This is a genomic window from Lentilactobacillus hilgardii DSM 20176 = ATCC 8290, from assembly GCF_000159315.1.
Classification (GTDB): domain Bacteria; phylum Bacillota; class Bacilli; order Lactobacillales; family Lactobacillaceae; genus Lentilactobacillus; species Lentilactobacillus hilgardii.
The window spans coordinates 111,096-135,832 of the sequence record NZ_GG669995.1; the positions used below are offsets into that span (position 1 = coordinate 111,096).

The window sequence follows — 24,737 nt, forward strand, 5'->3', positions numbered from 1 at the left end:
AAATTTCTGAATCGTTGATGCAAAAATGACTGTATTGACGGTTTTTTTATCCGGTGTTTTCAAGAAATTGTCTTATTTAAAGGAAAGTAGTAAGTGATTAATAGGGTAATTCGTGAGAAAACTTTAATTTGTGATTAATTATGTGTAAATTCTTGTGAGAAAATGGCGTGAACGTGTAAGATAAATGCCAGAGATTAGAATTATTTGAAGGGGTGGTGGTTCTTTGTCGAATTGGGCCAAATTTGTGAACAACGTCCCACTTAGGAGATTTGTTGTTCTTGGGGTAGTTGTCTTAATCTTGTATTTTGCACGCAGCATGATGAGTACTTTGCTACTAACGTTTATTTTTTGTTTGTTGGTCGTTAAATTAACAAATGGCATTCGCAGATTTGTTAAAATTCCATCGGAAGTCATTGTTGTGATTGTTTATTTGTTGGTTTTAGCCGGGCTGTATTTTGGCGTAACCGTCTATATTCCACAAGTTGCCGACCAGGCAATCAGCTCTACAAAAGATATTGTCGATTTTTATTCCAATCCAAGTAATTTACCTGATGACAATACGTTAAGATGGGTCAATGAACTCATAAAACAAAGTAATGTGATGGCCCAAGTGAAGAACGGCGTTTCACTTATTTGGAGATATATTACAGGTGTTGGAACAATGGGTATCACATTGTTTTTATCAATGATCTTAAGTTTCTTTTTCGCAATAGAGAAGAAGACCATGTACAACTTTTCGCATCTATTTTTAGATAGTGATTTTTCCTGGTTCTTTCAAGATCTTTATTTCTTTGGTAAAAAATTTGTGGCAACGTTTGGCGTTGTTATCGAAGCCCAATTTTTCATCGCAATTGTGAATACGGTTTTAACCACAATTGTCTTGGCTTTTATGCATTTGCCACAACTTGCAGTATTAGCGCTGATGGTCTTTATCCTGAGCTTGATACCAGTAGCCGGTGTGATTATTTCGTTTATACCATTGTCATTAGTCGGCTATTCCGTTGGCGGTTTACAGGATGTTTTGTACCTAATCATTACGATTGTTGTCGTTCATGCACTGGAAGCTTATGTTTTAAATCCTAACTTTATGGCTTCAAAGACCAATCTGCCGATCTTTTACACGTTTGTTGTCCTCTTAGTCGGCGAACATTTCTTTGGGGTATGGGGACTGATCTGTGGTGTGCCGGTTTTCACTTTCTTACTGGATATTCTTGGTGTGAAACGGCATAATGAGCCATTACCGCCAGCTAAACCCGACACCAAAACCTTTAAATATTGATGTTCAATCACAAAGTGAAATCAGTGATTGAAATCATTAATAATTTGTATGTTATTTCACAGACTTTTTTCTGAATACTGATGAAAATTATTCTGATTTGGTGTAAAATCAATCTGATAGAGATATAGAAAGAGGTAATGATATTGGCAAAACTTGTTTTAATTCGTCATGGTCAAAGTGAATGGAATCTTTCTAACCAATTTACTGGTTGGGTTGATGTTGATTTAAGTGAAGAAGGGGTTAAGCAAGCCATCAATGCTGGTAAATTAATCAAAAAAGCCGGTATTGAATTCGACTATGCTTTCACTTCAGTTTTGACCCGTGCGATCAAGACACTGCACTATGCTTTGGAATATTCAGACCAACTTTGGATTCCTGAAGAAAAAACATGGCGTTTGAACGAGCGTCACTATGGTGCATTGCAAGGTCACAACAAGGCTAAAGCTGCTGAAAAATATGGTGAAGATCAAGTTCATATCTGGCGTCGTTCATACGATGTTTTGCCTCCGCTTTTGGATGCAAGTGATGAAGGTTCAGCTGTTCACGACCGTCGTTACGCCAACCTTGATCCACACATTGTTCCCGGTGGTGAAAACTTGAAGGTTACACTCGAACGAGTAATGCCTTATTGGGAAGATAAGATTGCACCGCTTTTACTTGATGGTAAAAACGTTGTTATTGCTGCCCATGGTAACTCACTTCGTGCACTTTCCAAGTACATTGAAAACATTTCAGATGAGGACATCATGAATCTTGAAATGGCAACCGGTGAACCAGTTGTTTATGATTTCGATGATAAATTAAACGTTACAAACAAGACTAAGTTGGACTAATTTTCCAATTTAACTGAGGGTCTCACTAAACATGGTGAGACTCTTTTTCTTTCACAAAAATAAGTACTCGTCATAGTGTTGATAATAAATCAGGCCAACATGAATGATTAAAGTCCATGCTGGCCTGATTGGTTAAAAAATGTTTTATTCTAATGATACTGAACTTCAGCGGCTTTCTTATTATTGCCAAGATCTTCAAATGTTTTCGCAATGACATTTGGATCCATATGCCCGGGTTTGCCTTTTCGAATATAGGTGTTAATGGTTACAATTCCAGCAAAAACACCGGATTTACTTAATTCCTTATTTAATGCAATGACATAGCTATGCAGGCCGGCTTTGCCAATTGATTGTTCAACATCACTTGTACCGGTTTTGGCTGCTACGATGCTCCCCGTGTAAAGAAAGACACCGTCACCGGTCTTTTTGACGTAAGGCAAAGCTAAATTTGTCACCGTCACAGCGCCAAGAAGGTTACTTGCCAGACTTTCAGTTAACAAGTCGCTGGTTAAGTCGGCAGGCTTGTTTTTGGTCCGCATTGTTGCTGTATAAAGGACGACTTGAAGGTCTCCCTTTTGGGCAATTTCTTTTAAAGCATTTGAGACACTAGCCGGGCTTGCTAGATCAGCGGTTACTGAAAAGACTGAAATATTGGAGGCCGTGAGAGTCTTGACTAAATCATTTAACGGATTGGGATTTCGGCCGAGAAGGGCAATCGTATACCCCTTCTGACCATATCGATTCGCTAAAGCTTCTCCTAAGCCGGCATGCCCGGGACCAACAATTAAAGCAACTTTATTTGTCATTTGAAAGGCTCCCTTTCTCTTAGGGGTTAATATGCTTAAGAACGCCGGTACCCACCAGTAGTAATTCGATCGTAGTGGGGCCGACAAATGTAAAGCCGCGTTTCCTCATATCCCTTGCAACCAGAGTACCCAGGGTACTTGAATCCTGAACAAGTGCGCCTTCAACCAGGTTATCTTTAGGCTTGAATGACCAAAGATAATCGGCTAAGTCTTTAAACTCCGGGCTTAAGTTTAAAGTCGCCCGTGCATCCTGCACGACAGCCCGTATTTTTCTTGGATTGCGAATCATATCCGGATTTCCTTCTAACGCTTCCAGATCCATTTCGTCAAACTTGGCAATCTCTGCTACTTCAAAATGCTTAAACACTTTATCGAAAACAGGGAGCTTGCTGGCAGCAACCCGCCAGTTCAATCCCGGTTGAAAAATATTGACTGTCAGCATTTCAAACATAACACGAGGATCGTGAATTTCGGTTCCGAATAATGAATGATAAAGGTCAACACCGTTTGTACTTTTGACCATGTGAGTTCTCCTTTCAAACTTTCTTTTGTTTAGCTGCATGTAGAATAGCACTTTTTGAAGAAAAGCGTTCATGAAATGCTTAAAGTGACTGTAAAATTTTACATTTGTAAACGCTTAATGTGAATACTTTTTCCGTTTTTTAATGTGAGTATGCGAAAATATCTTCGTTGTAAGGATAATAAAATTATTTATAATAAACGCATTTAGGTTTATTATTTTCATAATAATAAAAGTCGTGATATTCTAGTTATCATTATAAAAGGTAGTTAAATATTTTTTGATTTAAATGGGTTTGGCTATTTATGAAGATTGAATTAGGACCGCTTTGATCCGCACACTCAGAAAGGACATATCACATGGAAACACAACCAAAACAAAAAGGTAAACCTGGCGGCATAGGCCTCACAGCCTTAACCGCAATGGTCGTCACATCATCAATCGGTGCCGGGGTATTCGCTTTGACATCGGATCTCGCAACTGCAGCATCTCCCGGACCTGTTCTGATTGCCTGGGGGCTTGTCGGCTTTGGCATTTTGATGTTGGCACTCTCCCTGAATAATTTGGTGTTAAAGCGCCCGGATTTGGAAGGGGTTTTTGCTTATGCCGAAGAAGGATTTGGTCAATACGCTGGCTTTATTAGCGGCTGGGGTTATTGGCTGTCTTCGTGGATGGGCAATGTTGCCTTTGCGACTGTTATGATGAGCGCGGTGGGATACTTTATTCCGATTTTTAAATCAGGAAATAATGTGCCTGCCATTATCACGGCCAGTATTATTTCATGGTGTTTAACTTATATTGTTAACCGTGGTGTTGAAAGTGCAGCTATTTTAAATGCAATTATTACAATATGTAAACTGATTCCGTTATTTACGTTTATCGTTTTCTCCATTTTATTATTTAAGGCAAATGTGTTCACTGCTCATTTTTGGAACAATGTCAGTGGCAACTTTAGCGGTGGCGCAGGTGTCGGCTCCCAAATCAAGAACTGTATGATGGTCATGATGTGGGTATTCGTCGGTATTGAAGGCGCTACAATGATGTCATCCCGGGCAAAGAAAAAATCTGATGCCGGCAAAGCAACTATTCTAGGATTGATCTGTTTATTATCAATTTACGTGTTGGCCTCCGTATTGCCATATGGTTATATGACACGTGCAGAGTTGACAACCATCCACCAACCAGCCATGGTTTATATTTTTAAGAGTATGGTTGGTAATTGGGGTGGTGCATTGATCAGCTTGGGACTCATTATTTCGACCCTTGGCTCATGGCTGTCATGGACAATGCTGCCGGCAGAAACGGTTATGTTAATGTCAAAGCGAAAGTTACTACCGCCGATCTTTGGTAAGAAAAATAAACATGGTGCACCAACCTTTTCACTTGTAATGAGTGGGGCTTTAATTCAAGTATTCTTGTTTACACTGCTGTTTACGGATCGAGCCTATAACTTTGCCTACTCATTATGTACAGCGGCAATTGTTATTTGTTATATTTTTGTGGCTGCTTATCAGGTTAAATATTCCTATCAGCATTTAAGTGAGAAGGGGAATTTAATTCAACTCTTTGTTGGTGCTTTCGCTTTTATCTTTGAATGTGTCGGAATCTATATGGCAGGATTACAATTTGTACTTTTGTGTGCTATCGCATATATTCCCGGCTTCTTCCTCTTTATGAAAACCAGAAAAGATGCCGGTTATGATAAATGGTTCTCTAGAATCGAATCAATTGTTACAGCCGCAATTGTGACCGGTGCTGTATTGGGAATTGTTCTGTTAACAATGGGAAGAATCAGTGTTTAAATTGAATGATCTACAAGGTTGAGTCAAAGTTGGGTTTGATTCAACCTTTTTTGTTGGCGTTTTTGTCAGGAAAGTCATGTTGAAAATCTTTGATGGATTTATCGGATAATGCCATGTGTTAATTAATATCGAATAGGGTAAAAAGAATTTTTTAATAATTAGTTTGAAAGTCAAATTTTCATGCTATCATTAGTCTATGATTTTAATCATACATAGCAGTTACATTTGATTTTCTTAGAAAGAAGTGTTTATCATCAGACACCCACGGAGGACCCGCAGAGTTAATCGTTGGTATAAGCAATGGTGGGTCATAATAGCCGCATGTATTGTAATTTTATTGATTGGCCTATTTGGCGGACAAACCTTAATGAATAAATTTTATGATGATTCAGCAGCTAATCAATCAGCCAACGTTAACGTCAAAAAACAAAGCAGTCATCATATTATTCAGCATAAGCAGGATCCAAATGATATTGATCATGCGCCATTATACAAAATTGGTCAATATTATAATAGTCCCAGATATGGACGAATTAAATTAACCGGGATTTCAACAGAACGGAATTTGGTATTTATGCGAAATCAACTGACGACGACCATCAACTGGGCTAAAGTATGTACGAACACACCGAGAACAGCGGCTCAACGGGCAAACTCAGCGAGTGACTATAATTTGGACAAAGTTGATAATCCATATACCTATCTAAAAGTTCAGTATACGGTTCAGAATCAGTCTTCAAACGCAATGACGTTTGGCGGTGTTAAACAAGTTGGTTTTGCCAATGGCAATGTTTTAAGCGGAACGGATGAATTAGTCATTGATGATGGGCAGTCTGAGCAACTAGCACCCCATTCCAAGCGGGTTTTCACCATTCATGTCCTTATTGATAAATTTACGGATCAGGCTCATCCAAAAAGCGTTCACCTGTATTTTGATGATTCAAAGGGTGCCGTGACATTAAAAAAGGCCTCTCAGGGCTTTAACTGTCTATTGCCGTTTACGTATGATCGAGGAAAAGGTGCCTAACAAAAACGTGACCTTTAGTGTGGCTTACTTATAGCAAGTAATCACGTTAAAGGTCACGTTTTGAGTTTGTTACATTTTGACGTAACCTTTTTTAGAAGGTTGAATTGTCAATTCAATAAGAAATTAAAACTGTCATAGTAACAGAAATATGAGTAAGGGTGCCGTTTGCCCACAGGATATAACTACCCAAGCCAATGTAAACAACCGCGGTCATATAACGTGACCAGTTTTCAAGAATATGACCGATAGTTGGAGTCTTACTTAATAAATAACCAAGATAACAGAAAAGGGTCATCTTTTGCTTATTACATGTGTCATAGTAAACATATGACTGACACTGCATCTTGATGAATAGACGATTAATTCTCTTGCTATTTCAAGAAAGTTAGTCGAGAATATAAATTAATTAATGCCATGAATGGGGGAACTGAAATGCCAAAGATCTATTTCTTATGTACAGGAAATTCTTGTTGAAGCCAAATGGCGGAAGGGTTCGCTAAAAAGTTGCTGAATGATAGTTGGCATGTTGAAAGTGCCGGTATTGAAAAACATGGCTTAAATCCGCTGGCGGTTAAGGTAATGTCTGAGAAAAAGATCGATATCTCAAGGAATCAATCCAAGTTGATTGATAGAGCGTATTTAAATCAGTGTGACCTTGTCGTGACACTTTGTGGGGATGCAAGGGACCGTTGCCCGGTCACACCGCCAACCGTAGAAAAGCGTCATTGGCCTTTACGTGATCCGGCGCAGGCTCACGGCAGCAACCTGGAAGTGCTGGATGTATTTCGGCAGGTGAGAGATCAAATCGAAAAACGGGTAGCGGCGCTAGCGAAACAATTAAACGCGTAGTTGATCATTCTACAGATTTAACGTTGGCTGCCAAAGGGGTAAACTTAAAGGGAGTACAAAACATAAAAGTGGGGATGAGATGATGGTTAAACGGGTTTTGCTGGGGATGGCCCTGATCTTTTCGCTTATTTTAGTCGATCAGTCAGTGGCGTCAGCAGCTAAAGTGACAAAGAATTCTTTTTTAACGACCAAGCGGGTGATTAAAACATACAACAGTTCCAAGACAATTAAGGTCACCATTCCCAAGGGGACGACTGTTTTGGTTAACGGAACCAAAAATGACAATGGTCAGAAGTACGTTTCGTTAAACCTGAATCGCCTTCGTTATCAGATTCGAAGGCCATTGATAACGGCTCAAAATTCAAGCCGGGTGAGTCGCTGGATCTTGGCGAAGGGCCAGAACTTCAGCAAGACCAACAAACCGGTTTATCTTTCTTACTATTCATTAACCAGAAGTAACAAAGGACATGCGCTATTATCATATGTTGCGAATGGTGATTTGTGGAAAGGCAGTACGCTGCCTGCTGATTATGCACAGCTGACCGGGACAAGGTTTACGATCACCACGGATGGGTATCTCGACTTTTTTTCGAGTTCGCCCTACAAATATACGATCAGTCCCAAACCAACCAGTTCAACTGAAATTCAAAAATCATATTACCGTTCTTCACGTCAGTTATACTTATATTTCAAAACCAAATTAAAGGGGCTGCCGGTGACAAAAGTGTCCACAAAGGGCAATAATCGTTATCGTTTGAGTATTAATCGAACGACACAGACAACATCAACTGCCGTTCCCAATGAGGATGATGCGACGCGGGTAACACTTAATGAGATATATCAGATCGGGAAAACCGACTATTACATGCATACCGAAAATGCACGTTTTCTGGGGGAAGATTGATCATGAAACAAACACGACGTTTGGTTAATATGATATTGGCATTAATTGCAACATTTGCATTACAAATGACTGTTGCCCAGGCCAAAACAACTTACTTATCAGTTTCAGCCCGTGACTATTTGCAGACTACCAAAAAAATAACGGTGACTAATTCGTACTATAAGAACATTAAAATGACGCTGCCAAAAGGGACGGTTGTCCAAGTTGCTTCGGCTGCTCGAAGTCAAAAAACGCATCATCCTTTCTTTACAATTGATATGGATACGATGAGTTATCGACTTCGCAAACCGTTTTATAATGCCAAAAGCAAGCCAAATATGACGGCAGGCATTTGGGCAACAACAGCTGATTTTAAAAAAGTCGACTCACCACAATACTTACGTTATTATCAGGTGACCAGTCCGGACACCAGGTCGGCCGGGGATTATGTTGCGGATGGAAATTTATGGCAGGGGGATAAATGGCCAGCCAACGAAACAACAGCGAAAGCCAGTGGCATAAAGGTTACGGTAGATGGTTACCTGGAGGCCTACTCAAAAGTGAAAGTTTTCCAAGCCTATGCTCCTAAACCGGTTGGTTATGCCAAAATCCAAAAAACGGTGACTAATGGGAAAACGACGGATTTTTACGTCGCATCAAAAATAAAGGGCATGCCATTAACGCGGGTCGCAAAATCCGGGAAGGATCAGTATCGGTTATCCATTACCAGAACCGGTGAACACGGGGTCACGATGATTCCCGAGGATGAGCATCCACAGTACATTGATTCTGTTGAAGTTTCAGAGAAGTATTTAATCGACAATCAAAATTACTATATGCATACTGAAGTTTTATTTTAAGTGAATGAACCGTATGTACAAAAAGATGAGCCAAAAACGATGATCGACATCCGTTTTTGGCTCATCTTTATTAAATATATAGGATTATCCGTGACTTGAAGAAGCGGCTACAATAATGGCCGTGATAAAATCATCAACCCATTTCGCAAATTTGAAGAAGGTTTCGTATTCGGGATTGTGTCGAAGGTCTTTTACCTGTTGTGTTAATTGGGCGCGTTGATCTTTGTCAAAATAATTTTTTAATGTTCTGCTTCTACTCAGATTTGCGACTAATGCGATATTTTCCAGTGAAGCAGTGTTTGATCCAAGCAATTCTGCTTTAATTTGATTGACAACTAATTTTTTTGCGTCAGCCCTGGGAATATATTTATCATGACTAAATATTAAGCCGCGACTGCTTGTCTTTGTAGCCTTGTTCTTAAACAAAAGCTTTTCGCCAATACCATCGTATACGATCCGATTGATTTTACGATTTAAGACAACGTGACGCAAACTGTTTTTGCTTGATTTATTTTCACGGTCATTGAGGATATCCAATACAGGATTTAAAAAGCCGTAGTCCTTGGATAATGGTGCGATAACCTGCATACCCTTGTCCGTTAACTTAATGATGCCGCCAAGCTGTAGGTCAAATAAAACGCTGGCAGAAAGATAAGCACGTTTTCTCATTGAACGCATGATAGCACTACGGTTACCGTCCGTTTCGTTAAGCAGAAGGTACATTTCCGAAATATCACTTTTCATCGTCTTTCCTCCAGACCGAATTGTTATATGAATACCTATGATGTAACCATAGCATTGATATTCCTGATAGTAAATTGAAACGAAAGCAATTTTTTGTAATTACGGGAAACCTAAAAAATGATTTGTTGTCCTTAAATTAAATCTTACTTGATGCCTAAAAAATGATATGATAAGAAGCGGGGAGGTGATAAAATGACCGAACTGTTTGTTCACAATACTAATGTGCCACAACCGATTAAGTTATCGGATGGTAAGCCGGGGTATTTGAGCGTCAAACGCGAAGGTAATCATTTTCGATACTTCTTTAAGTTCGAAGCACATGAACATCATGACTTTTGGTACGATGCACCTGCATTGCCAAATGATCTTGTCATTAAGGTTGCATCGATTGATGGTCCGGAAAGCTTTAGGATTAAGCTGATTAATTAATATATGAAGAAATATTAATTTATGTCTCTATATATAAGTTAATCAACAGATAAAAGAGAAAAGGTAACATGTTTGTTCGGTTTAGTCGTTATTAATTGAAGTTGTTGATAAATTAAAAGCTGACTGCGAATTTGATTTCGCGGTCAGCTTTTATAATTCAGAACATTGTTAGCAGGTTAATGGAAAAACATGATTTGGCAATTAGTTTGAAATCGGGCTAATCTTAGTTGAAATAGAAAGGAGTTAACTTAATACACTCATTGATTAACTAGATAACAATATTCTGAATTATTTTGATTATATCATAAATACACGGTCACGCTGAAAAGAAATTTAATTAATTTGGTTTACTCTGATTACTATGCATGTTAGTATCTACATATGAAATAGTTACCATATCAAAACGATCGTTATTTTGAAAGAAGTCTTTATATGGAAAATCAATTACAAAAGCAACATTTAGTTTCAAGCAGCCTACGAACAGAATATTTTTCAACAGGATGGATGGCCTTTGAGTTCCTGGTTGGCTTTATTTCCGGCTTACAAGCAGGGTCAATTCTGTTGATAGCCTTTGGGCTGGACAGCTTTTTGGAAATCATTTCCGGAAGTACGTTGATTTGGCGGTTACGCAAGGAAGCAAATGGTGCGTCGGCCGAGGAAATCCAAAGTGCCGAGAAACGATCGTCGTTAATTGTTGGGACGATTTTACTGCTATTATCTGTTTATGTTATTTTTGTGTCATTATTTAATTTAGTTAATCACCAGGCAGCTGATACGAGTTATTCTGGAATTGCGATTGCGTTTGCATCGGTTGTTCTTATGCCAATCCTAACCTTTATGAAACGGGCACTTGGTAAGCAACTTCATTCGGATGCCCTGGTTGAAGATGGTATGTGCAATATCACATGTGCCTATATGGCTGCCACGGTTCTTGTCGGTGCGCTACTGACCTTCTTCTTCAACTGGTGGTGGGCCGATTCGGTTGCCGCCCTGGTTCTGGTTTACTTTATTGCCAGTGAAGGATGGGAATCTTCTCAAGAAGGACGCGGGAAGGATTAAGCTTGCGTAAATGTGCTTGAATTTTCGGTCTGCTTCAGTGATATAATAACAGGTAATAACTGCAAATTTCATGATTGGAGTGGCGTCCTTTGACTGAAAAGGATTCATTGACCGATATCGAATTGATAGATCAAAAACGTTTGGCTGAATCGGAACGGATTTTTAAATTATTAAGTAACCCGTCGCGTTTACAGATGCTGAAAGTGTTGGAGCAGCGTGAGTTAAATGTTGGCGAACTTGGTGACTTGTTGGGCTTGGAACAGTCAGTGGTTTCCCATCAATTGGCTTTGCTGAGAAAACATCAATTAGTCAGTTCGGAGCGGGTTGGCAAAGCTAATTATTATCGTTTGGATGATCCTCATATTTTGGATGTGGTGAACGAGATGTTGGAACATGCCGATCACGTGATGCGTGGAAAAACGCACGGTCATTAATGAAACAACGTTAAACAATTTCTGAAAAATAAGGAGGCTGGATGCTAAAGATAATTTTGGCGTTCAGCCTTTCTTGGTTAATATGATAAATTTATGGATCAGCGGGTCCGCAGGCGGTATATAATAAAATCGTCAGTTTAATCAAAAAGTTGGGAAGGCGTTGCCATGTTGAAATTAATGGCGGTTGTCGACACGCAATCGAAGTTTTCTTATAATCGGATGCGACGCTATTGCAGTTCACGAGTAGGTGTCCCGTCAAAAAAGAAGGGGACAACTATAGAAAACGAGAAATTTTATCCAGATGAAATAACAGGGGCTTCTTTTAGCGATGCCAAAACAGGCGCAACTCAAAATAGCAACAATTGGGATAAAAGACAACCCGACTTTGCAGATAACAAACAAGATGGCAAAACCGGTGCTTCAAAACATTAGTATATAAGGAAGAATTGGGGATGATCGCTTATCGAGGAAAATCTTGCACAAAAAAAGACCACAAAAAATTATTATGGACTGGGAACGCAAATCAGATTAACATTATTCGGTGATGTCATGGCCGAACAGCTTAACGCGACTAATCGATTGATTGCCTATTATGAAAACTTGTTAACAGTCAATCGGCCACAGTCTGAAGTGATGGCCATTAATGATGCGGCCGGCAAACATCCGGTTCAGGTTTCAGACGCAACCTATACCTTAACAAAACGGGCACTTCAATTGAGTCGTCAACATTTCGGCTTTAATGCGACGATTGGACCGCTGGTTAAATTGTGGAAAATCGGGTTTAAGGGTGCCAATGTCCCATCCGAGTCAGCCATCAAAGAGAAGTTGGCCTTAATTAATCCCAATCAAACCGACTTTAATGATCAAGCGTTATCGATTTTCTTGAAGCAATCAGGCATGCAATTGGATCTTGGCGGCATCGCAAAGGGGTATATTGCCGATCGGATTGCTGATTATTGGCGGGCCTATGGCAAACGTTCCGGAATAATCGATCTTGGTGGCAACTTGTTGCTTGTCGGTGATTCACCCGCACATCAAGATCGGCAATGGCGAATCGGTGTTCAGGACCCCTCTTCAGAAAGGGGTCAGTCGATTCTAAACGTTAAGATCGGTCCATGCTCCGCTGTGACAAGTGGGATTTATGAACGGCATTTGGAAGTAAATGGGCATTCTTATCACCATATTTTGGATTCTCAAACGGGGTATCCAAAGCAAAACGATCTTGCAAGCATCACGATTTTTTCAAAATACTCAATTGACGGTGAGATCGAAACGGCCAGATTGTTTTTTGCCGGTAAACCACTTGCCGGCTGGGCACGTGATCGGCCGGATATTTATGGCGCTGTTTTCGTAACTCGAGATAGGCACGTGACCATTGTGGGCCTTGAAGACGCGACAGTGACGTTGTTGGATGAGTCCTATCAGGTTCAAAAAGAATCTAAAGGTTGATTTGAGCGATTCAAACAAAAAATGAGTAGGGACGTTGCCCATAAGGCGATGTCTCTACTCATTTTTGTGTTAATGAAACGTTCTTGAACGGTAATTATCCCAATCCGGCAGCGGTGTGTTGGTCTGTTCTGCGGTGCGGATATCTTGATAGAAGTGAAGCTTTCGTTTGATATGCTGTTGATTTTGTTTAAGCAGGGTTAACTGCTCATCGACTTCTTGACAATGTTGATCGAGCAGGTCAACAATTTTGTCAAGGTCACCGCCGTGCTCACTATAACTAAACAGTGTTTGTAATTCGCTCAATGTCATCCCAGTATTTTTAAAACAGCAGATTGATCCCAAACGATCCAAATGTTGTTGGGTATAGGCACGCCGATTGCCCTTTCGAGGGATGTCGTAGAGTAGCCCCAGGTCTTCATAATATCTCAGCGTGGTAGTGGGTAAATGATACATTTCTGAAACCTGACTGATCAAGTAAGTTTTCATAGCCCTTTTAACTTCTTTCTTTACTTCAAGTTAACTTGAAGTTGTATGCTATAGCTAAGCTTAGTAGAGAAGATCAAAAAGGACAACTGTTAAATAAACGGGAGGTTTTAAAATGTATCAGGCAAATGACAAACGTTATGAAAAAATGGTTTATAATCGCGTGGGAAAGAGTGGCTTAAAACTTTCTGCATTGGGACTTGGACTTTGGCACAATTTCGGTAGTGTGGATTCCTTTGAAAATCAAAAGGCCATTATTCACCAAGCGTTTGATCTGGGAATCACCTATTTTGATTTGGCTAACAATTATGGGCCCGTACCCGGAAGTGCTGAAAAGAACTTTGGCCAAATCATGGCAGGAGACATGAAGCCTTATCGGGACGAAATGATTATTGCCAGCAAAGCCGGTTATGAGATGTGGGATGGACCATACGGTGATTGGGGTTCTAAAAAAAGTATCATTGCCAGTGCCAATCAAAGTTTGACACGCTTAGGCTTGGATTACGTTGATATTTTTTATTCACATCGCCCAGATCCGGAGACACCGGTGGAAGAGACTGCACTGGCTTTGGATCAATTGGTTAAACAAGGTAAAGCCTTATATGTAGGCATTTCCAATTACAACGGCCAACAAACCGAGGCAATTACAAAAATCTTTAACGACCTTCACACACCATTTGTGATTCATCAACCTCGCTACAACATGTTTGATCGAACAATTGAAAAGGATTTATTCCCGGTCTTGCGAAAAGAAGGCAAAGCAGCCGTCAGCTTTAGTTCGTTGTCACAGGGCCTGTTAACGGATAAATATTTACATGGGATTCCTGAAAATTCCCGTGCAGCCAAATCTACCAGTCCGTTTTTGCATCCATTGCAGGTTGAAGAGACAATTAAGACAGTTCAACACCTTAATGAGGTTGCAAAGAAACGCGGTCAAACATTGGCTGAAATGGCGCTTGCATGGAATTTACGCGAACCCGAAATTGCATGTGTACTGGTAGGGGCGAGTCGACCGCAGCAATTGTTGGATAATGCAAAAGCACTGGATAACTTAACTTTCAGCAGCGAGGAGCTGGCAGAGATTGATCAGATTTTGGGAAATCAATCAAACATCAAATGGGGTGCCTATTAACCAGACGTGTCAGTGATCAGAGTTTACGGCCCCAGAACTTAAAGCTATACTTAATATTGAAAATCGTTCGTCAGGTAATGACACTTGCTTTTTTACGATTACAAATGTAGACTATTAAATATAGGAAGTTTACGCTTGTAAATTAAAAAGATGTTGACACCAATTATGATCGTTGAATACGCTCTTGAAAACTGGATTAACGTATGGGAATGATAAGCAGTTATTTATTTGACGACTAATTTTGAACATGATATTAAAGGGGACTCCAAAATGATTGATGCAAAAGATGTGGCAATCTCTGATTCAGAGTGGGAAGTTATGCGGGCCATTTGGACGTTAAAACACGTGACCAGTCGGCAATTGATTGATGTGATGTCTTCGGCTAGGGGATGGTCGGAATCAACGACCAAGACATTGCTTCACAGGTTAATTACAAAGGATGCGGTTGTGCGAGTTGGCGATGGGCGGCCTTTTGAGTATGAACCGGCCGTTGATGAAAGAGACTCAATGGGAGCGGCTGCCGTTAACCTATTTGATCATATGTGTGCTATGCGTGCAGGTGACACCCTTGTTAAAGTGATCAACTCTCGCGACCTGTCACAAAGTGATATTAAGAAGCTTCAGACAGTTCTTGCCGAGAAAGCAAAAGCTGCTCCTGAAATGGTCGATTGCAACTGTCTACCACAGGAAATGATGAGTGGCGATGGTTGTCAGTGATGATTCTTTAATAATCCTTAAACACCGCTTAACGCAGTTCTTATAAGCGATTGGAAGCGTTTTAGAAAAAGAGGGTTGTCAAATGTCTTGACTCTTTGATGATTGAAGGTAAACTTAGTGTCAATTATCAAGTCACTTTTGATAATCAGCGATGCTTACAAAGCGTTTTAAATCATTCTAGTAGACAATCCAATTGAGAGAGGTTTTTTAAATGATTACATTACTTTTACTGGCATCAATTGCCGTTTATTATGTCGTAACCCGTTCGTCCAACAATCAAAGCAAGACAACACGTGATCAATTTGGCCGTCAGCACGCTTATGCCCGTGCCAGAAATGATGAACCTGAAATCTTGGATAAGGGCCAAACCAACGGCAGATCCAGACGAAACGTTAATTAAAGCGCCTGTCTTTTAGGATATGTGTCTTTAAAAAGTGAATTAAAAAGAAGTGGCGATAACAAATTTATTTTGTTATCGCCACTTCTTTTTATGCTGAGAATAATTAATTGCTGATACTAAAACGATTTCTGTTGATTAGTCAAAGTGGCGCCATTCCTTGTCCATCAACGCTCTTGCTACAAACAAACCAAGTGGTAGGAACATGATAATCAAAGATGCTTTCGTTAACCAGAGAGCCCCAACTGCAATCTGGTTGGTACCAATATTGTAAATGGCCCGGTAAATGTAAAGTCCTGGGACCATGATGACAATTGAAGGGACGGTTAGTGAAATTCGTGGATAGCCGTTATAACGATTAACAATAGAAGCAATCAGTCCTGCGACCAAGGCACCAAAGAAAGCCGCTGCAGCAGGCGGCATAGAGGTTAAATCGACTAATTCAAGCCGCAGTGTGTTGGCAATCGCACCGATACATCCTGCCACCATTGCCATCTTTTGAGAACTGTTAAACATAATTGAGAAACCAAAAACCCCACAGAAACTGGCGGGAAGTCTTAAAAGCATGACGATAAAAGGTGACAAGCCAAGCGGCAGAAAGTTTGCAGGTCGAAAATTAAAGATTAATGCGACCAGCCATCCAACCAAAGTGGCGATCAGCGTAATCATGATTGCGTATGCAAGTCGTTCTAATCCCGATCGCATATCCAGCTTTGAAATATCCAGGATACTAGTAATAAATGGAAACCCGGGAATCACGAAGAGCATTGCGCCGATGTAGCCAGCCTCATGTTGTGATAAAACCTGGAAGTAAAATTCAAATATTTCGAACGTACACATATAGGTCAGACATGCAACGGCCACACTGATTGAAATACTGGCTACCGTTGTCATTGAGTGCTTTCCCATCATTGCCCGAGTCCAATTACCAATACCGGCACCAATGAAAGAGCAAATCATTTCCGGAATACCGCCACCCAGCAAAAAGATGAAAGCGCTGCAGGCCAGTGCGGCAGCTAAACCTGAAATCAATGGTGAATATTGTTTTGGGCGTTTTTGAACGTCGTCAATGATATTATGAATCTGGCGAACGGTTAATGATGAGAAATCATCATCAAAGTTCTTGACAAGGTTTTCCAGAATATTTAATTTATCTGTATTAACGCCGGTATTTGGTAACGACAGCACCTGGGTGTAACTGTGTTCGTTACTAAAACAGGTGAATTCCAAAGAAATCAAGCCGATATCGGCTGAACATGTCAGTTCCAATTTTCTGGCGACTCTATCCATTGCATCACGTACCCGCCAAGCACCGGTACCACATGACAACATAATGATCCCGATCCGACCGACAATTGATGCCCGCTCGCGTAAACTTGCCTTTCGGGCAGGAAGATTATCATTTTGAATAAAGCTGTTCCATGGAATTGTCATATGATGGCGCTGAGAAAGATGAAACCTTTTGGGCGCCTTTGGGTTACTTTTGTTATCCATTTGATCCTCCAATAGTGTTATGTACCACTTCGTAAAGCTAACAATTCTTTAATTATAGGCGCATCTTCCTGCGGATTTCAAGATCCTGATTGTATGAAATCCCTTTCAAATAACAGTGATTCTCATTCCGATCGCAATCTTGCCATTCTTTTGTTACTTAATTCACAGACGTTTTTTACCAGTAACTTCTATACTATTTTTTGGTAAAAAGTGACATATTTATAAATTGGAGCGTTAATTAATAATGAAACATAACAAAATAAAGACGAGCGGGCTTGTCTTAATGATCATTTCAACAATCTTCGGGTTTGCTAATACGACAGTAGCATATGAGCAAATGGGATATGCCAGTATCATCTGGTATGTCTTGGCAGCTGCCTTCTTCCTGCTTCCGAGTTCATTAATGTTTGCCGAGTACGGGGCAACTTTTAAGGATGCCCATGGCGGGATTTATTCTTGGCTGGCCGGCTCGATTGGTGAAGAATGGGCCTTTATCGGGACCTTTATCTGGTTGTCATCTTGGATTATTTGGATGACATCGACTGCCTCGAAAGTTTGGATTCCGTTTTCTACAACACTGTTTGGTAGTGACAAGACGCAGAGCTGGGGCGTAATGGGGTTAAATTCAAATCAGGTTATTGGGATTCTGGCTATTTTTTGGATCCTGACGATTACTTGGTTTGCCGTTCGCGGGATGGACTCAATTGCTCGAATTGCTTCCATCGGTGGCATTTTTACGATCTTGTTGAACGTGATTTTTGGGATTGCCAGTTTGATGATTCTTTATTTAAACGGTGGTCATTTTGCCCAACCAATTAATGGCATATCAAGCTTTATTCAATCACCTAACTCCCAGTTTCAATCACCAGTGACACTGATTTCATTCATTGTTTACGCTGTTTTCGCTTATGCGGGGACCGAGTCCATGGGTGGTGTAACCGATAATATGGATAAGCCCGAAAAAACATTTCCGCGTGGTTTGATTATTTCAGCGGTTATCATCACCCTCGGCTATTCCTTAACCATTTTTCTTTGGGGAATAAGTACTAATTGGCAAAAGGTCTTGGGCAATGACCAGGTTAACTTGGGAAATATTACTTATGTCTTAATGAATAATCTTGGCTATACTTTGGGGGAAGGCTTCAATCTTTCGGCTTCGGCAAGTGCCTTTTTGGGTGGCTTATTCGCCAGGTTTGCCGGTCTGGGGATGTTTATTGGATACCTCGGTTCATTCTTCGTGCTGGTTTATTCACCGCTCAAATCGTTTATCATGGGATCTAATCCCAACTTTTGGCCAAAGCGAATGACCAAACTCAACAAAAAAGGAATGCCCGCATTTGCAATGTGGACGCAGGCTGCCGTTGTGGTTGTGATTATCTTCTTTGTTAGTTTCGGTGGTTCCAGTGCCCAGCAGTTTTACGTTATTCTCACCAACATGGGCAATATTTCAACATCATTCCCGTACCTCTTCCTGATTGCGGCGTTTCCGTTCTTTAAGCGTCAAAAGAATTTGCAACGACCATTTGAGATTTATACCAATCGCCGCTGGACGGATTTTATCGTTGGCGTTGTGTTATTTGTATTGGTTGCCGGTATCGGCTTCACAGCCATTGCACCGGTTTTGGCGCATGATTATCAGACGGCGTTTTGGACCATTATCGGCCCAATCTTCTTTGGCTTTGTCGCTTGGGTATTTCTTCAGTATCAGAATAAAAAGAAAAGCAAGTCTCATAATTGGGCCGAAAACCCGAATCAAAATTGATAAGTTAAGAAATGCTTAAAGCATCCGGTGAGTCGGGTGCTTTTTCTTTGGTTTAAGGCTCGCTTAAGTTAATGATTTTAACATATGGTTATTGATTCAGAAATGACTGACAGGAACTGGAGGCTTTCACATGAAAATAATCAGTGAGACTATTCAAACAGCACTTTTCCAACAAATAAAAATTTCAATTATTGTTTCAGATATGACCATTAACAACATGGCCGATATTAAAGGCAAATTTACAATGATTACCCAGCATATTAAAGCGAGATTTAATCAAATCGACCAGGTATTTTCACTTCAAAAGTCGGCATCACTTGTCAACAGATTCAAAAATGGTGATACCCGTCCTTTGTTTCATTCACACGACTTTCAAGCAGTATATTCACTTGCCCGGACTTCAAAAGAAGTGACTGATGGTTACTTTGATCCTTTTGATGGTGGTCGATACACTCCGTCGGATTTAATAAAAAGTTGGGCCGTCGATCAAGTATTTGCACGTTATCTCAAAACTTTGATCAATGGGCCGGTAGTGGGAATCATGATTGAAGCGGATGGCATTATTCAAACGGCGGTTGCTAAAAACTCGAGACTCCATTGGCCGATTCTGGTTCATGACTCATATACGGGTGGGGGTCTATTGGAAAAGTATCAATTAGCCGGCGGTGGTATCGTTACCGTTAATGCACAGACCACTAAGCGGATGCAAAGTGCTATTAAACAACTGACAATCATTAGTGATCGTGTCAGTGATGCGACCATGTGGGCCATTGCCGGTTTGAATGCCGGGACAAACAGGTTTCTTAGATTAATTAATCAAAAACGTCTCAGCGGCATTCTAATTGACAGGGCACTGGGCGTTATTGGATTTGAATCGGGCAAGCTCAGATATAAGCAGGTTTCGTAGTGAAGTGGTTGTGGCTTAGTGATTGTGGATAATCAGTGTTAAAATACGGGTGAGGTGATTTAATGCATGATATCAACCCCATTTCGCTTTATCATAAGTTATTTGACGAAATGGGTCCACAACACTGGTGGCCGGCCGATACCAAAATGGAAATTGTGATCGGTGCGATTCTGGTTCAAAATACGAATTGGAATAACGTTGATTTGGCACTTCAAAATTTACGTACGGTTACGGGACTGGATCCCAAACAAATTTTGAACTTATCTGTGGCCCGACTTCAGCAGTTAATTCGACCAAGCGGATTTTATGTTAATAAAACCAAAAGCCTTTTGAGTGTTTTGGGATGGTTTAACGATCATCATTATGATTTTTCCGGAATGGTTCATCAGTATGGGCCGAAACTACGGCATCAATTGCTGAGCTTGACCGGAATTGGTGAAGAAACTGCTGATTCTTTGTTGGTTTACGTTTTTGATCAGCCGGCGTTTATTGCAGATAAATATGCCAGAAATCTGTTTCAGTTTTTAGGCTGTCGCCACATTGAGACTTATGCAAAGTTACGAAAACGCGTTCGATTGCCGGTTGATTTTGACTATCATGACGCCCAAGAATTTCACGGTTTAATAGATGAATTTGGTAAATTATGTAAAACCAAGGAACAGTTTCGAAAGAGTTTTCTTAATGGCTTTTTGCTACAGCAAGGATTGAAGTCGGAAATTAAGAAGTGATGGTTTCAAGTCAACAAGTATTAGATAATTATACCAACTTGCCAAGAATTAAATCTTGGCAAGTTTTTTCGTATGATTGAGTTTTCTTGTCAAAAATTGAAAAAAATTTACAGGAATCCGTTTACATTTAACCATTTTGACTTTATCATTAACACATAAGTTTTTTTAGTCTGAATAAGATGGTCGATTAGAGAGGATGTTTGTTTTGAGTATTTTACTATTATTGTTACCAGCGTTGGGATGGGGTCTTTTGCCGCCGATTGTTGCTAAAATTGGTGGTAAGCCTGCCAATCAAATTTTTGGAACCGCTGCCGGTCTTCTTCTGGCCAGTTTAATTGTGTTTGCCGTTGTCAGACCGACGACTGATATGAGGAGTTTTCTTCTGGCAGGATTAGCGGGTGCCTTCTGGATTGCCGGTCAGGTTGGTCAATACATAGGATATAAGAAAATCGGTGTGTCAACGACGATGCCGATCTCAACAGGGATGCAATTAATCGGAACATCTTTAATCGGTGTGTTTATCTTTGGTGAATGGTCAACAGGAATCGAAAAAGCTGCCGGTATTACTGGGATCATCTTATTGATCATTGGCATTTGGCTCACATCAATTAAGGACAAAAGTAAAACTGAAAATAAAAAGGTTTTAACAAGTACCATTATCATGCTGACTTTTACGACAATCGGGTACTGTATCTATGAATCAATTCCAAAGGGCCTTCAAAGTTCCGGTATCGCTATTTTCTTACCGGAATCGATTGGTATGTGTGTGGGTGTGTTGATTTATCTGCTGTTCAGTGGACAGATCAGCGTCTTTAAAGAAAAGACGAGCTGGCTAAACGGTATTGCTGGGATTGTCTTTTCGTTCGCAGCTGTTTCTTATATTTACTCAGTACGTTATAACGGTGTGAATACCGCATTTATTGTGTCACAGTTGTCCGTTGTTATTTCGACCTTGGGCGGCATGCTGGTTATGCATGAGTCTAAAAGTAAACGTGAGCTGACTTTTACGTTAATCGGCCTGGTATTGATCATTGGTGGTGCATTTATTACATCTGTTTTCTAAAAGGGCTTGTCAACTAAATTAACAATGCTATAATAATGATTAATTGGGGGATTATTCTTAATTGTGTTGGCAGTGGGGGCTTCCAGCAGATGACTTTTCGATTACTTTTTATACTAGTCAGTATGAAGGGTACTTGGATCGGGTCATAGCTGGTTGTTAAAATAGCCGGTACATCACTAATAGTTAGTTTAATCAGATTTGAAACTGAAATATTATCCTTCAATAAAAAGAATAGAGACCGGAACATCCTTCAATTTACCGATCTCTTTTGTTGTATTTGCAAGTCGCTAGGTGCAAAAAATCGCCGGACATTATGTTCGACGATTTTTTGTGTTTAAAACAGGTTAATTACTTTGTGGCTGCTAATTTTGTATCGTGATTAACTGTCTTTTTGGATTCTTTGGGTTCATCGATGGCACCTGTTTCCGGACGATGATCGCCCATAATCAGGTTCAAGATAATGGCACTGACTGCCGCGATGGTGATAGGAGATCCTAAGAGATATTGAATAATCTGTGGTGTGCTGTTAACAAGGTGACTTGGTACCAGGATAACAGCCATTGTCAGGACAATTGGAATTCCCAGAATATAAATGGCACTTTCATTTGTGTCAAGATAACGAATGACATTCAAACCGTTTAACATGATAATGACACAGATAATTGAAAAGATCCCGCCAATAACCGGTGCTGGCACAGCAGATAAGAATGCGGATAATTTACCGAAAAAGCCGAGAATGATAAACCAAATGCCGGCTGAAATAAATACTCGACGGCTGGCAACACCCGTGATGGAAATAACACCGGCGTTGGTTGAGTAACCGGTCATTGGGGTTGTTCCGAGAATAGCGGCAAAGAAACAGCTGAGCCCTTCACCGATAATCCCCTGATTCCATTGTTTTTTAGAAATCTTTTCACCGACAACGGCGCTCATGGCAAACCAGGTACCGGTTGTCTCGGTAGTTAGTACCATATAAATCACAATGAACGTTAAAATTGCAGGTAATGAAAAGTGAAAACCATAGTGAAATGATGTGAACTGGGGAATGCTGAACCAGGGTGCGTTATTAACTGATGACCAATCGAAGCGTCCCATGAATGAGGCAGCCACTGTTCCAGCAATCAAAGCGATAATGATTGAACTGACTCGGAATAATCGTTGCAACTGGGGAATCCGAATACCGATGGTAATAGCAAGCAACATGACAAAACCGGTTATAGCAGCAATTTCGATATTTTGACCAACGTTACCCGTTGCTTTAAAAATATTGTCGTTCAATGCGGAAGGAAGCAGGGACAGTCCCACGCAAGTGATGATTGTGCCGCCGACCAGTGCGGGTACCAAGGTATTAATCATTTTTTGGTAGATACCGGATAGGCCCAGCAGAATCAATAAAACGGCACCGACAATTAATGAACCGAGTACGGTTGCCATTCCGCCGTTAGGACCGCCATTTGCCAGATACACTCCAGCGACGGCACCGATTGGCACAAACGACGGCCCTTGTGATACGGGCAGCTTCATAAAGAATTTGGTTTGAAGAATGGTACCAATGCCACAGGCTAGAAAGGCAGCTTGTAAAAAACCGGTTTTCTGGACCACACTCATTGATAGTAAACCAGCGATAATCAAAGGCGGCACGTATACATCCATTGCCAAAACATGTTGAAGGCCCAAAAGACCTGATTGAAAGTATGAAACCTTATCTTCGGGACCATAAAGTAAACCGTTATCTTTGCGTTTCATAGTGACCTTCCTTTGCGAGTTTTCCTTGAACAAAGACCTGTTTAATGTCGTTCTTTGTTGTGTGATAAATAATTTTTTCAAAAATATCATCCGGAGTTTGATCTGTAAAAGTCGGATAGGGTGCTTTAACCACTTGCAGATCCGCCAGGTAACCGACTTTTATTTGACCGGTTTTGAGGTGTAGACTTTGAGCACCGCCGACGGTTGCCAGATAAAAGCCGTTTTTAGCGGTAATTGCATTAATACTGGTACCGCGCTTCGCTGGTGGCAGTGCCTGGTCAACACCATCATGAAGCATTCGGGATGACACAATCGCCTGATCAATGTTTCGATACAGACTTGGTGAATAGCCACCGGAAATATCAGTGCCAAGACCAATTTTGTTTTGTTGGGCCAGGATTTTGGCAACCGGCAGAACAGCATTGCCAAAATAGGCGTTTGAGATTGGGCAGTGGGCAATGGCAACCCCACGTTCTTTAAACAGGTCAAGATCAGATTGGTTTAAAAGGGTACCGTGAGCCATGATGGCCCTATCCGTTAGTAATCCAAATTGATCAAGAACTTCAGCGTCCCTCTTATGGTAGTGAGTCAACGCGTAGTCATTTTCCCAATCACTTTCGCTGCAATGTGATTGGATGGGCAGATCATATTTTTTGGCCAATGCACCGAGACCTGCTAATGATTCAGGGGTACAACTCGGCACAAAACGGGGTGTTATGACAGGCGTTTGTTTTAAGTCGGCTGTTCGATTCAAATCGACTACTTGCTGGATAAATGTTTCCGCATGACTAATGGCCTGTTTTGCTGAAGCATCCCGATAATAACTTGGTGTTTGATCAGGGTTATCCATTGTTACCTGACCGATAAAGCCACGCTGTTGATGGCGAATACAAGCTTTTGCCAACTCAAGATTGGCTTCGTTATGAATAGTGCCAAAATAAAGTGCCGAAGTTGTGCCATTATCGACCAGTTCCCGAATTAAATGATTATAAACCTTCTTGGCAAAGGCGACCTCTTTATACTTGGTTTCAAGTGGAAAGGTATAGTCGTTCAGCCATTCATTGAGCGGCTTGTCCAACGCAAGCCCGGCATTTGGCCATTGTGGTGCGTGAACATGGAGGTCAATAAACCCAGGTAGCAGGAAGTCATCTTCATTTAAAGAAATCAGTTGATTTTGACGTTTTGCGGCATTTCGAGTTGATGAATAGTCTGGATCTGTCTGATCAATAATGCGGCTAATGTAACCACCGTTATCAATACAAATCAGTTGATGGGGCAAAAAAGAAATGGTTTCGGGTCCGGTTGATGTAATGGTGGACCCCTTCAATAATAGT

27 protein-coding genes are annotated in these 24,737 nt (G+C 40.7%); 19 read left to right on the forward strand and 8 right to left on the reverse strand.

The features are described 5' to 3' along the window. The first annotated feature begins 223 nt into the window (after positions 1–223). Complete coding sequence (locus HMPREF0519_RS10145; protein WP_081447202.1) at positions 224–1,279, forward strand: AI-2E family transporter; 1,056 nt, start codon at positions 224–226, stop codon at positions 1,277–1,279. A gap of 143 nt (positions 1,280–1,422) precedes the next feature. After that, entirely contained in the window at positions 1,423–2,112 is a 690-nt protein-coding gene (locus HMPREF0519_RS10150; protein ID WP_035444397.1) for a 2,3-diphosphoglycerate-dependent phosphoglycerate mutase, read from the forward strand. A gap of 149 nt (positions 2,113–2,261) precedes the next feature. Here HMPREF0519_RS10150 and HMPREF0519_RS10155 read toward each other — a convergent pair whose 3' ends face one another. After that, positions 2,262–2,918 carry an SDR family NAD(P)-dependent oxidoreductase gene (locus HMPREF0519_RS10155; RefSeq protein WP_003635966.1) on the reverse strand — a complete coding sequence of 219 codons (657 nt, stop codon included), beginning with the start codon at positions 2,916–2,918 and terminating at the stop codon, positions 2,262–2,264. A 19-nt stretch (positions 2,919–2,937) separates the two neighbouring features. Continuing rightward, positions 2,938–3,513, reverse strand: coding sequence for a DNA-3-methyladenine glycosylase I (locus HMPREF0519_RS10160; protein WP_003635968.1), 576 nt, complete (start codon positions 3,511–3,513; stop codon positions 2,938–2,940). A gap of 284 nt (positions 3,514–3,797) precedes the next feature. Between HMPREF0519_RS10160 and arcD the strand changes: the two genes are divergently transcribed. Together arcD and HMPREF0519_RS10170 are read left to right on the forward strand one after the other, a co-directional pair. After that, complete coding sequence (gene arcD / locus HMPREF0519_RS10165) at positions 3,798–5,240, forward strand: arginine-ornithine antiporter (RefSeq protein ID WP_003552853.1); 1,443 nt, start codon at positions 3,798–3,800, stop codon at positions 5,238–5,240. Between the two features lie 367 nt (positions 5,241–5,607). Further along, complete coding sequence (locus HMPREF0519_RS10170; protein ID WP_003635970.1) at positions 5,608–6,267, forward strand: hypothetical protein; 660 nt, start codon at positions 5,608–5,610, stop codon at positions 6,265–6,267. 112 nt (positions 6,268–6,379) lie between these two features. Here the strand turns inward: HMPREF0519_RS10170 and HMPREF0519_RS13415 are convergent, their stop codons facing one another. Beyond that, the gene (locus HMPREF0519_RS13415) at positions 6,380–6,610 is read right to left on the reverse strand and encodes a cadmium resistance transporter (RefSeq protein ID WP_318630592.1); all 231 of its coding nucleotides are present in this window, start codon (positions 6,608–6,610) and stop codon (positions 6,380–6,382) included. Between the two features lie 137 nt (positions 6,611–6,747). Here HMPREF0519_RS13415 and arsC point away from each other — a divergent pair, with 137 nt between their 5' ends. From arsC to HMPREF0519_RS10185, 3 genes are all read left to right on the forward strand, one after another. After that, a complete protein-coding gene (gene arsC / locus HMPREF0519_RS10175; RefSeq protein WP_003635974.1) occupies positions 6,748–7,116 on the forward strand; it encodes an arsenate reductase (thioredoxin) in 369 nt (122 codons plus the stop codon). 79 nt (positions 7,117–7,195) lie between these two features. After that, positions 7,196–8,020, forward strand: coding sequence for a hypothetical protein (locus HMPREF0519_RS10180; protein WP_003635976.1), 825 nt, complete (start codon positions 7,196–7,198; stop codon positions 8,018–8,020). Between the two features lie 2 nt (positions 8,021–8,022). Next, positions 8,023–8,859: a hypothetical protein gene (locus HMPREF0519_RS10185; protein ID WP_003635979.1), complete on the forward strand. Its 837-nt coding sequence runs from the start codon at positions 8,023–8,025 to the stop codon at positions 8,857–8,859. A gap of 84 nt (positions 8,860–8,943) precedes the next feature. On the opposite strand, the gene HMPREF0519_RS10190 is transcribed toward HMPREF0519_RS10185, so the two are convergent. After that, on the reverse strand, positions 8,944–9,603 hold the full coding sequence (locus HMPREF0519_RS10190) for a GPP34 family phosphoprotein (RefSeq protein ID WP_003635980.1): 660 nt from the start codon (positions 9,601–9,603) through the stop codon (positions 8,944–8,946). Positions 9,604–9,795: 192 nt separating this feature from the next. On the opposite strand from HMPREF0519_RS10190, the gene HMPREF0519_RS10195 reads away from it, so the two are divergent. The 5 genes from HMPREF0519_RS10195 to HMPREF0519_RS10215 all read left to right on the forward strand — a co-directional run bounded on the left by HMPREF0519_RS10195 (position 9,796) and on the right by HMPREF0519_RS10215 (position 12,974). Continuing rightward, positions 9,796–10,032: a hypothetical protein gene (locus tag HMPREF0519_RS10195; RefSeq protein ID WP_003635982.1), complete on the forward strand. Its 237-nt coding sequence runs from the start codon at positions 9,796–9,798 to the stop codon at positions 10,030–10,032. Positions 10,033–10,464: 432 nt separating this feature from the next. Next, a complete protein-coding gene (locus HMPREF0519_RS10200; RefSeq protein ID WP_003635983.1) occupies positions 10,465–11,091 on the forward strand; it encodes a cation efflux transmembrane domain-containing protein in 627 nt (208 codons plus the stop codon). A gap of 107 nt (positions 11,092–11,198) precedes the next feature. Further along, on the forward strand, positions 11,199–11,525 hold the full coding sequence (locus tag HMPREF0519_RS10205; protein WP_375711428.1) for an ArsR/SmtB family transcription factor: 327 nt from the start codon (positions 11,199–11,201) through the stop codon (positions 11,523–11,525). 165 nt (positions 11,526–11,690) lie between these two features. After that, entirely contained in the window at positions 11,691–11,957 is a 267-nt protein-coding gene (locus HMPREF0519_RS10210) for a hypothetical protein (protein ID WP_003635985.1), read from the forward strand. 78 nt (positions 11,958–12,035) lie between these two features. Further along, positions 12,036–12,974 (forward strand): FAD:protein FMN transferase, encoded by a 939-nt coding sequence (locus HMPREF0519_RS10215; protein ID WP_404803325.1) that lies wholly within the window; start codon positions 12,036–12,038, stop codon positions 12,972–12,974. A 69-nt stretch (positions 12,975–13,043) separates the two neighbouring features. On the opposite strand, the gene HMPREF0519_RS10220 is transcribed toward HMPREF0519_RS10215, so the two are convergent. Beyond that, positions 13,044–13,460 (reverse strand): MerR family transcriptional regulator, encoded by a 417-nt coding sequence (locus HMPREF0519_RS10220; RefSeq protein ID WP_003635990.1) that lies wholly within the window; start codon positions 13,458–13,460, stop codon positions 13,044–13,046. A 112-nt stretch (positions 13,461–13,572) separates the two neighbouring features. Between HMPREF0519_RS10220 and HMPREF0519_RS10225 the strand changes: the two genes are divergently transcribed. From HMPREF0519_RS10225 to HMPREF0519_RS10235, 3 genes are all read left to right on the forward strand, one after another. Then, positions 13,573–14,589, forward strand: a complete 1,017-nt coding sequence (locus HMPREF0519_RS10225; RefSeq protein ID WP_003635991.1) for an aldo/keto reductase — start codon at positions 13,573–13,575, stop codon at positions 14,587–14,589. A gap of 270 nt (positions 14,590–14,859) precedes the next feature. Continuing rightward, on the forward strand, positions 14,860–15,306 hold the full coding sequence (locus HMPREF0519_RS10230; protein WP_035462312.1) for a CopY/TcrY family copper transport repressor: 447 nt from the start codon (positions 14,860–14,862) through the stop codon (positions 15,304–15,306). A 211-nt stretch (positions 15,307–15,517) separates the two neighbouring features. Further along, the gene (locus HMPREF0519_RS10235) at positions 15,518–15,706 is read left to right on the forward strand and encodes a hypothetical protein (protein ID WP_003552881.1); all 189 of its coding nucleotides are present in this window, start codon (positions 15,518–15,520) and stop codon (positions 15,704–15,706) included. 135 nt (positions 15,707–15,841) lie between these two features. Here HMPREF0519_RS10235 and HMPREF0519_RS10240 read toward each other — a convergent pair whose 3' ends face one another. Next, complete coding sequence (locus HMPREF0519_RS10240) at positions 15,842–17,197, reverse strand: threonine/serine exporter family protein (RefSeq protein ID WP_003635995.1); 1,356 nt, start codon at positions 17,195–17,197, stop codon at positions 15,842–15,844. A gap of 244 nt (positions 17,198–17,441) precedes the next feature. Between HMPREF0519_RS10240 and yjeM the strand changes: the two genes are divergently transcribed. From yjeM to HMPREF0519_RS10260, 4 genes are all read left to right on the forward strand, one after another. After that, on the forward strand, positions 17,442–18,959 hold the full coding sequence (gene yjeM, locus HMPREF0519_RS10245) for a glutamate/gamma-aminobutyrate family transporter YjeM (RefSeq protein WP_003635997.1): 1,518 nt from the start codon (positions 17,442–17,444) through the stop codon (positions 18,957–18,959). Positions 18,960–19,089: 130 nt separating this feature from the next. After that, positions 19,090–19,866: an FAD:protein FMN transferase gene (locus HMPREF0519_RS10250; RefSeq protein ID WP_003635998.1), complete on the forward strand. Its 777-nt coding sequence runs from the start codon at positions 19,090–19,092 to the stop codon at positions 19,864–19,866. 62 nt (positions 19,867–19,928) lie between these two features. Next, complete coding sequence (locus HMPREF0519_RS10255; RefSeq protein WP_003558278.1) at positions 19,929–20,594, forward strand: endonuclease III domain-containing protein; 666 nt, start codon at positions 19,929–19,931, stop codon at positions 20,592–20,594. Between the two features lie 205 nt (positions 20,595–20,799). Continuing rightward, entirely contained in the window at positions 20,800–21,657 is an 858-nt protein-coding gene (locus HMPREF0519_RS10260; protein ID WP_369077484.1) for a GRP family sugar transporter, read from the forward strand. A 348-nt stretch (positions 21,658–22,005) separates the two neighbouring features. Here HMPREF0519_RS10260 and HMPREF0519_RS10265 read toward each other — a convergent pair whose 3' ends face one another. Both HMPREF0519_RS10265 and guaD read right to left on the reverse strand, forming a co-directional pair. Then, entirely contained in the window at positions 22,006–23,403 is a 1,398-nt protein-coding gene (locus HMPREF0519_RS10265; protein ID WP_003636000.1) for a uracil-xanthine permease family protein, read from the reverse strand. Then, on the reverse strand, positions 23,387–24,730 hold the full coding sequence (gene guaD, locus HMPREF0519_RS10270) for a guanine deaminase (protein ID WP_003636002.1): 1,344 nt from the start codon (positions 24,728–24,730) through the stop codon (positions 23,387–23,389). Before guaD ends, HMPREF0519_RS10265 begins: the two co-directional genes overlap by 17 nt. Between the last annotated feature and the right edge of the window lie 7 nt (positions 24,731–24,737).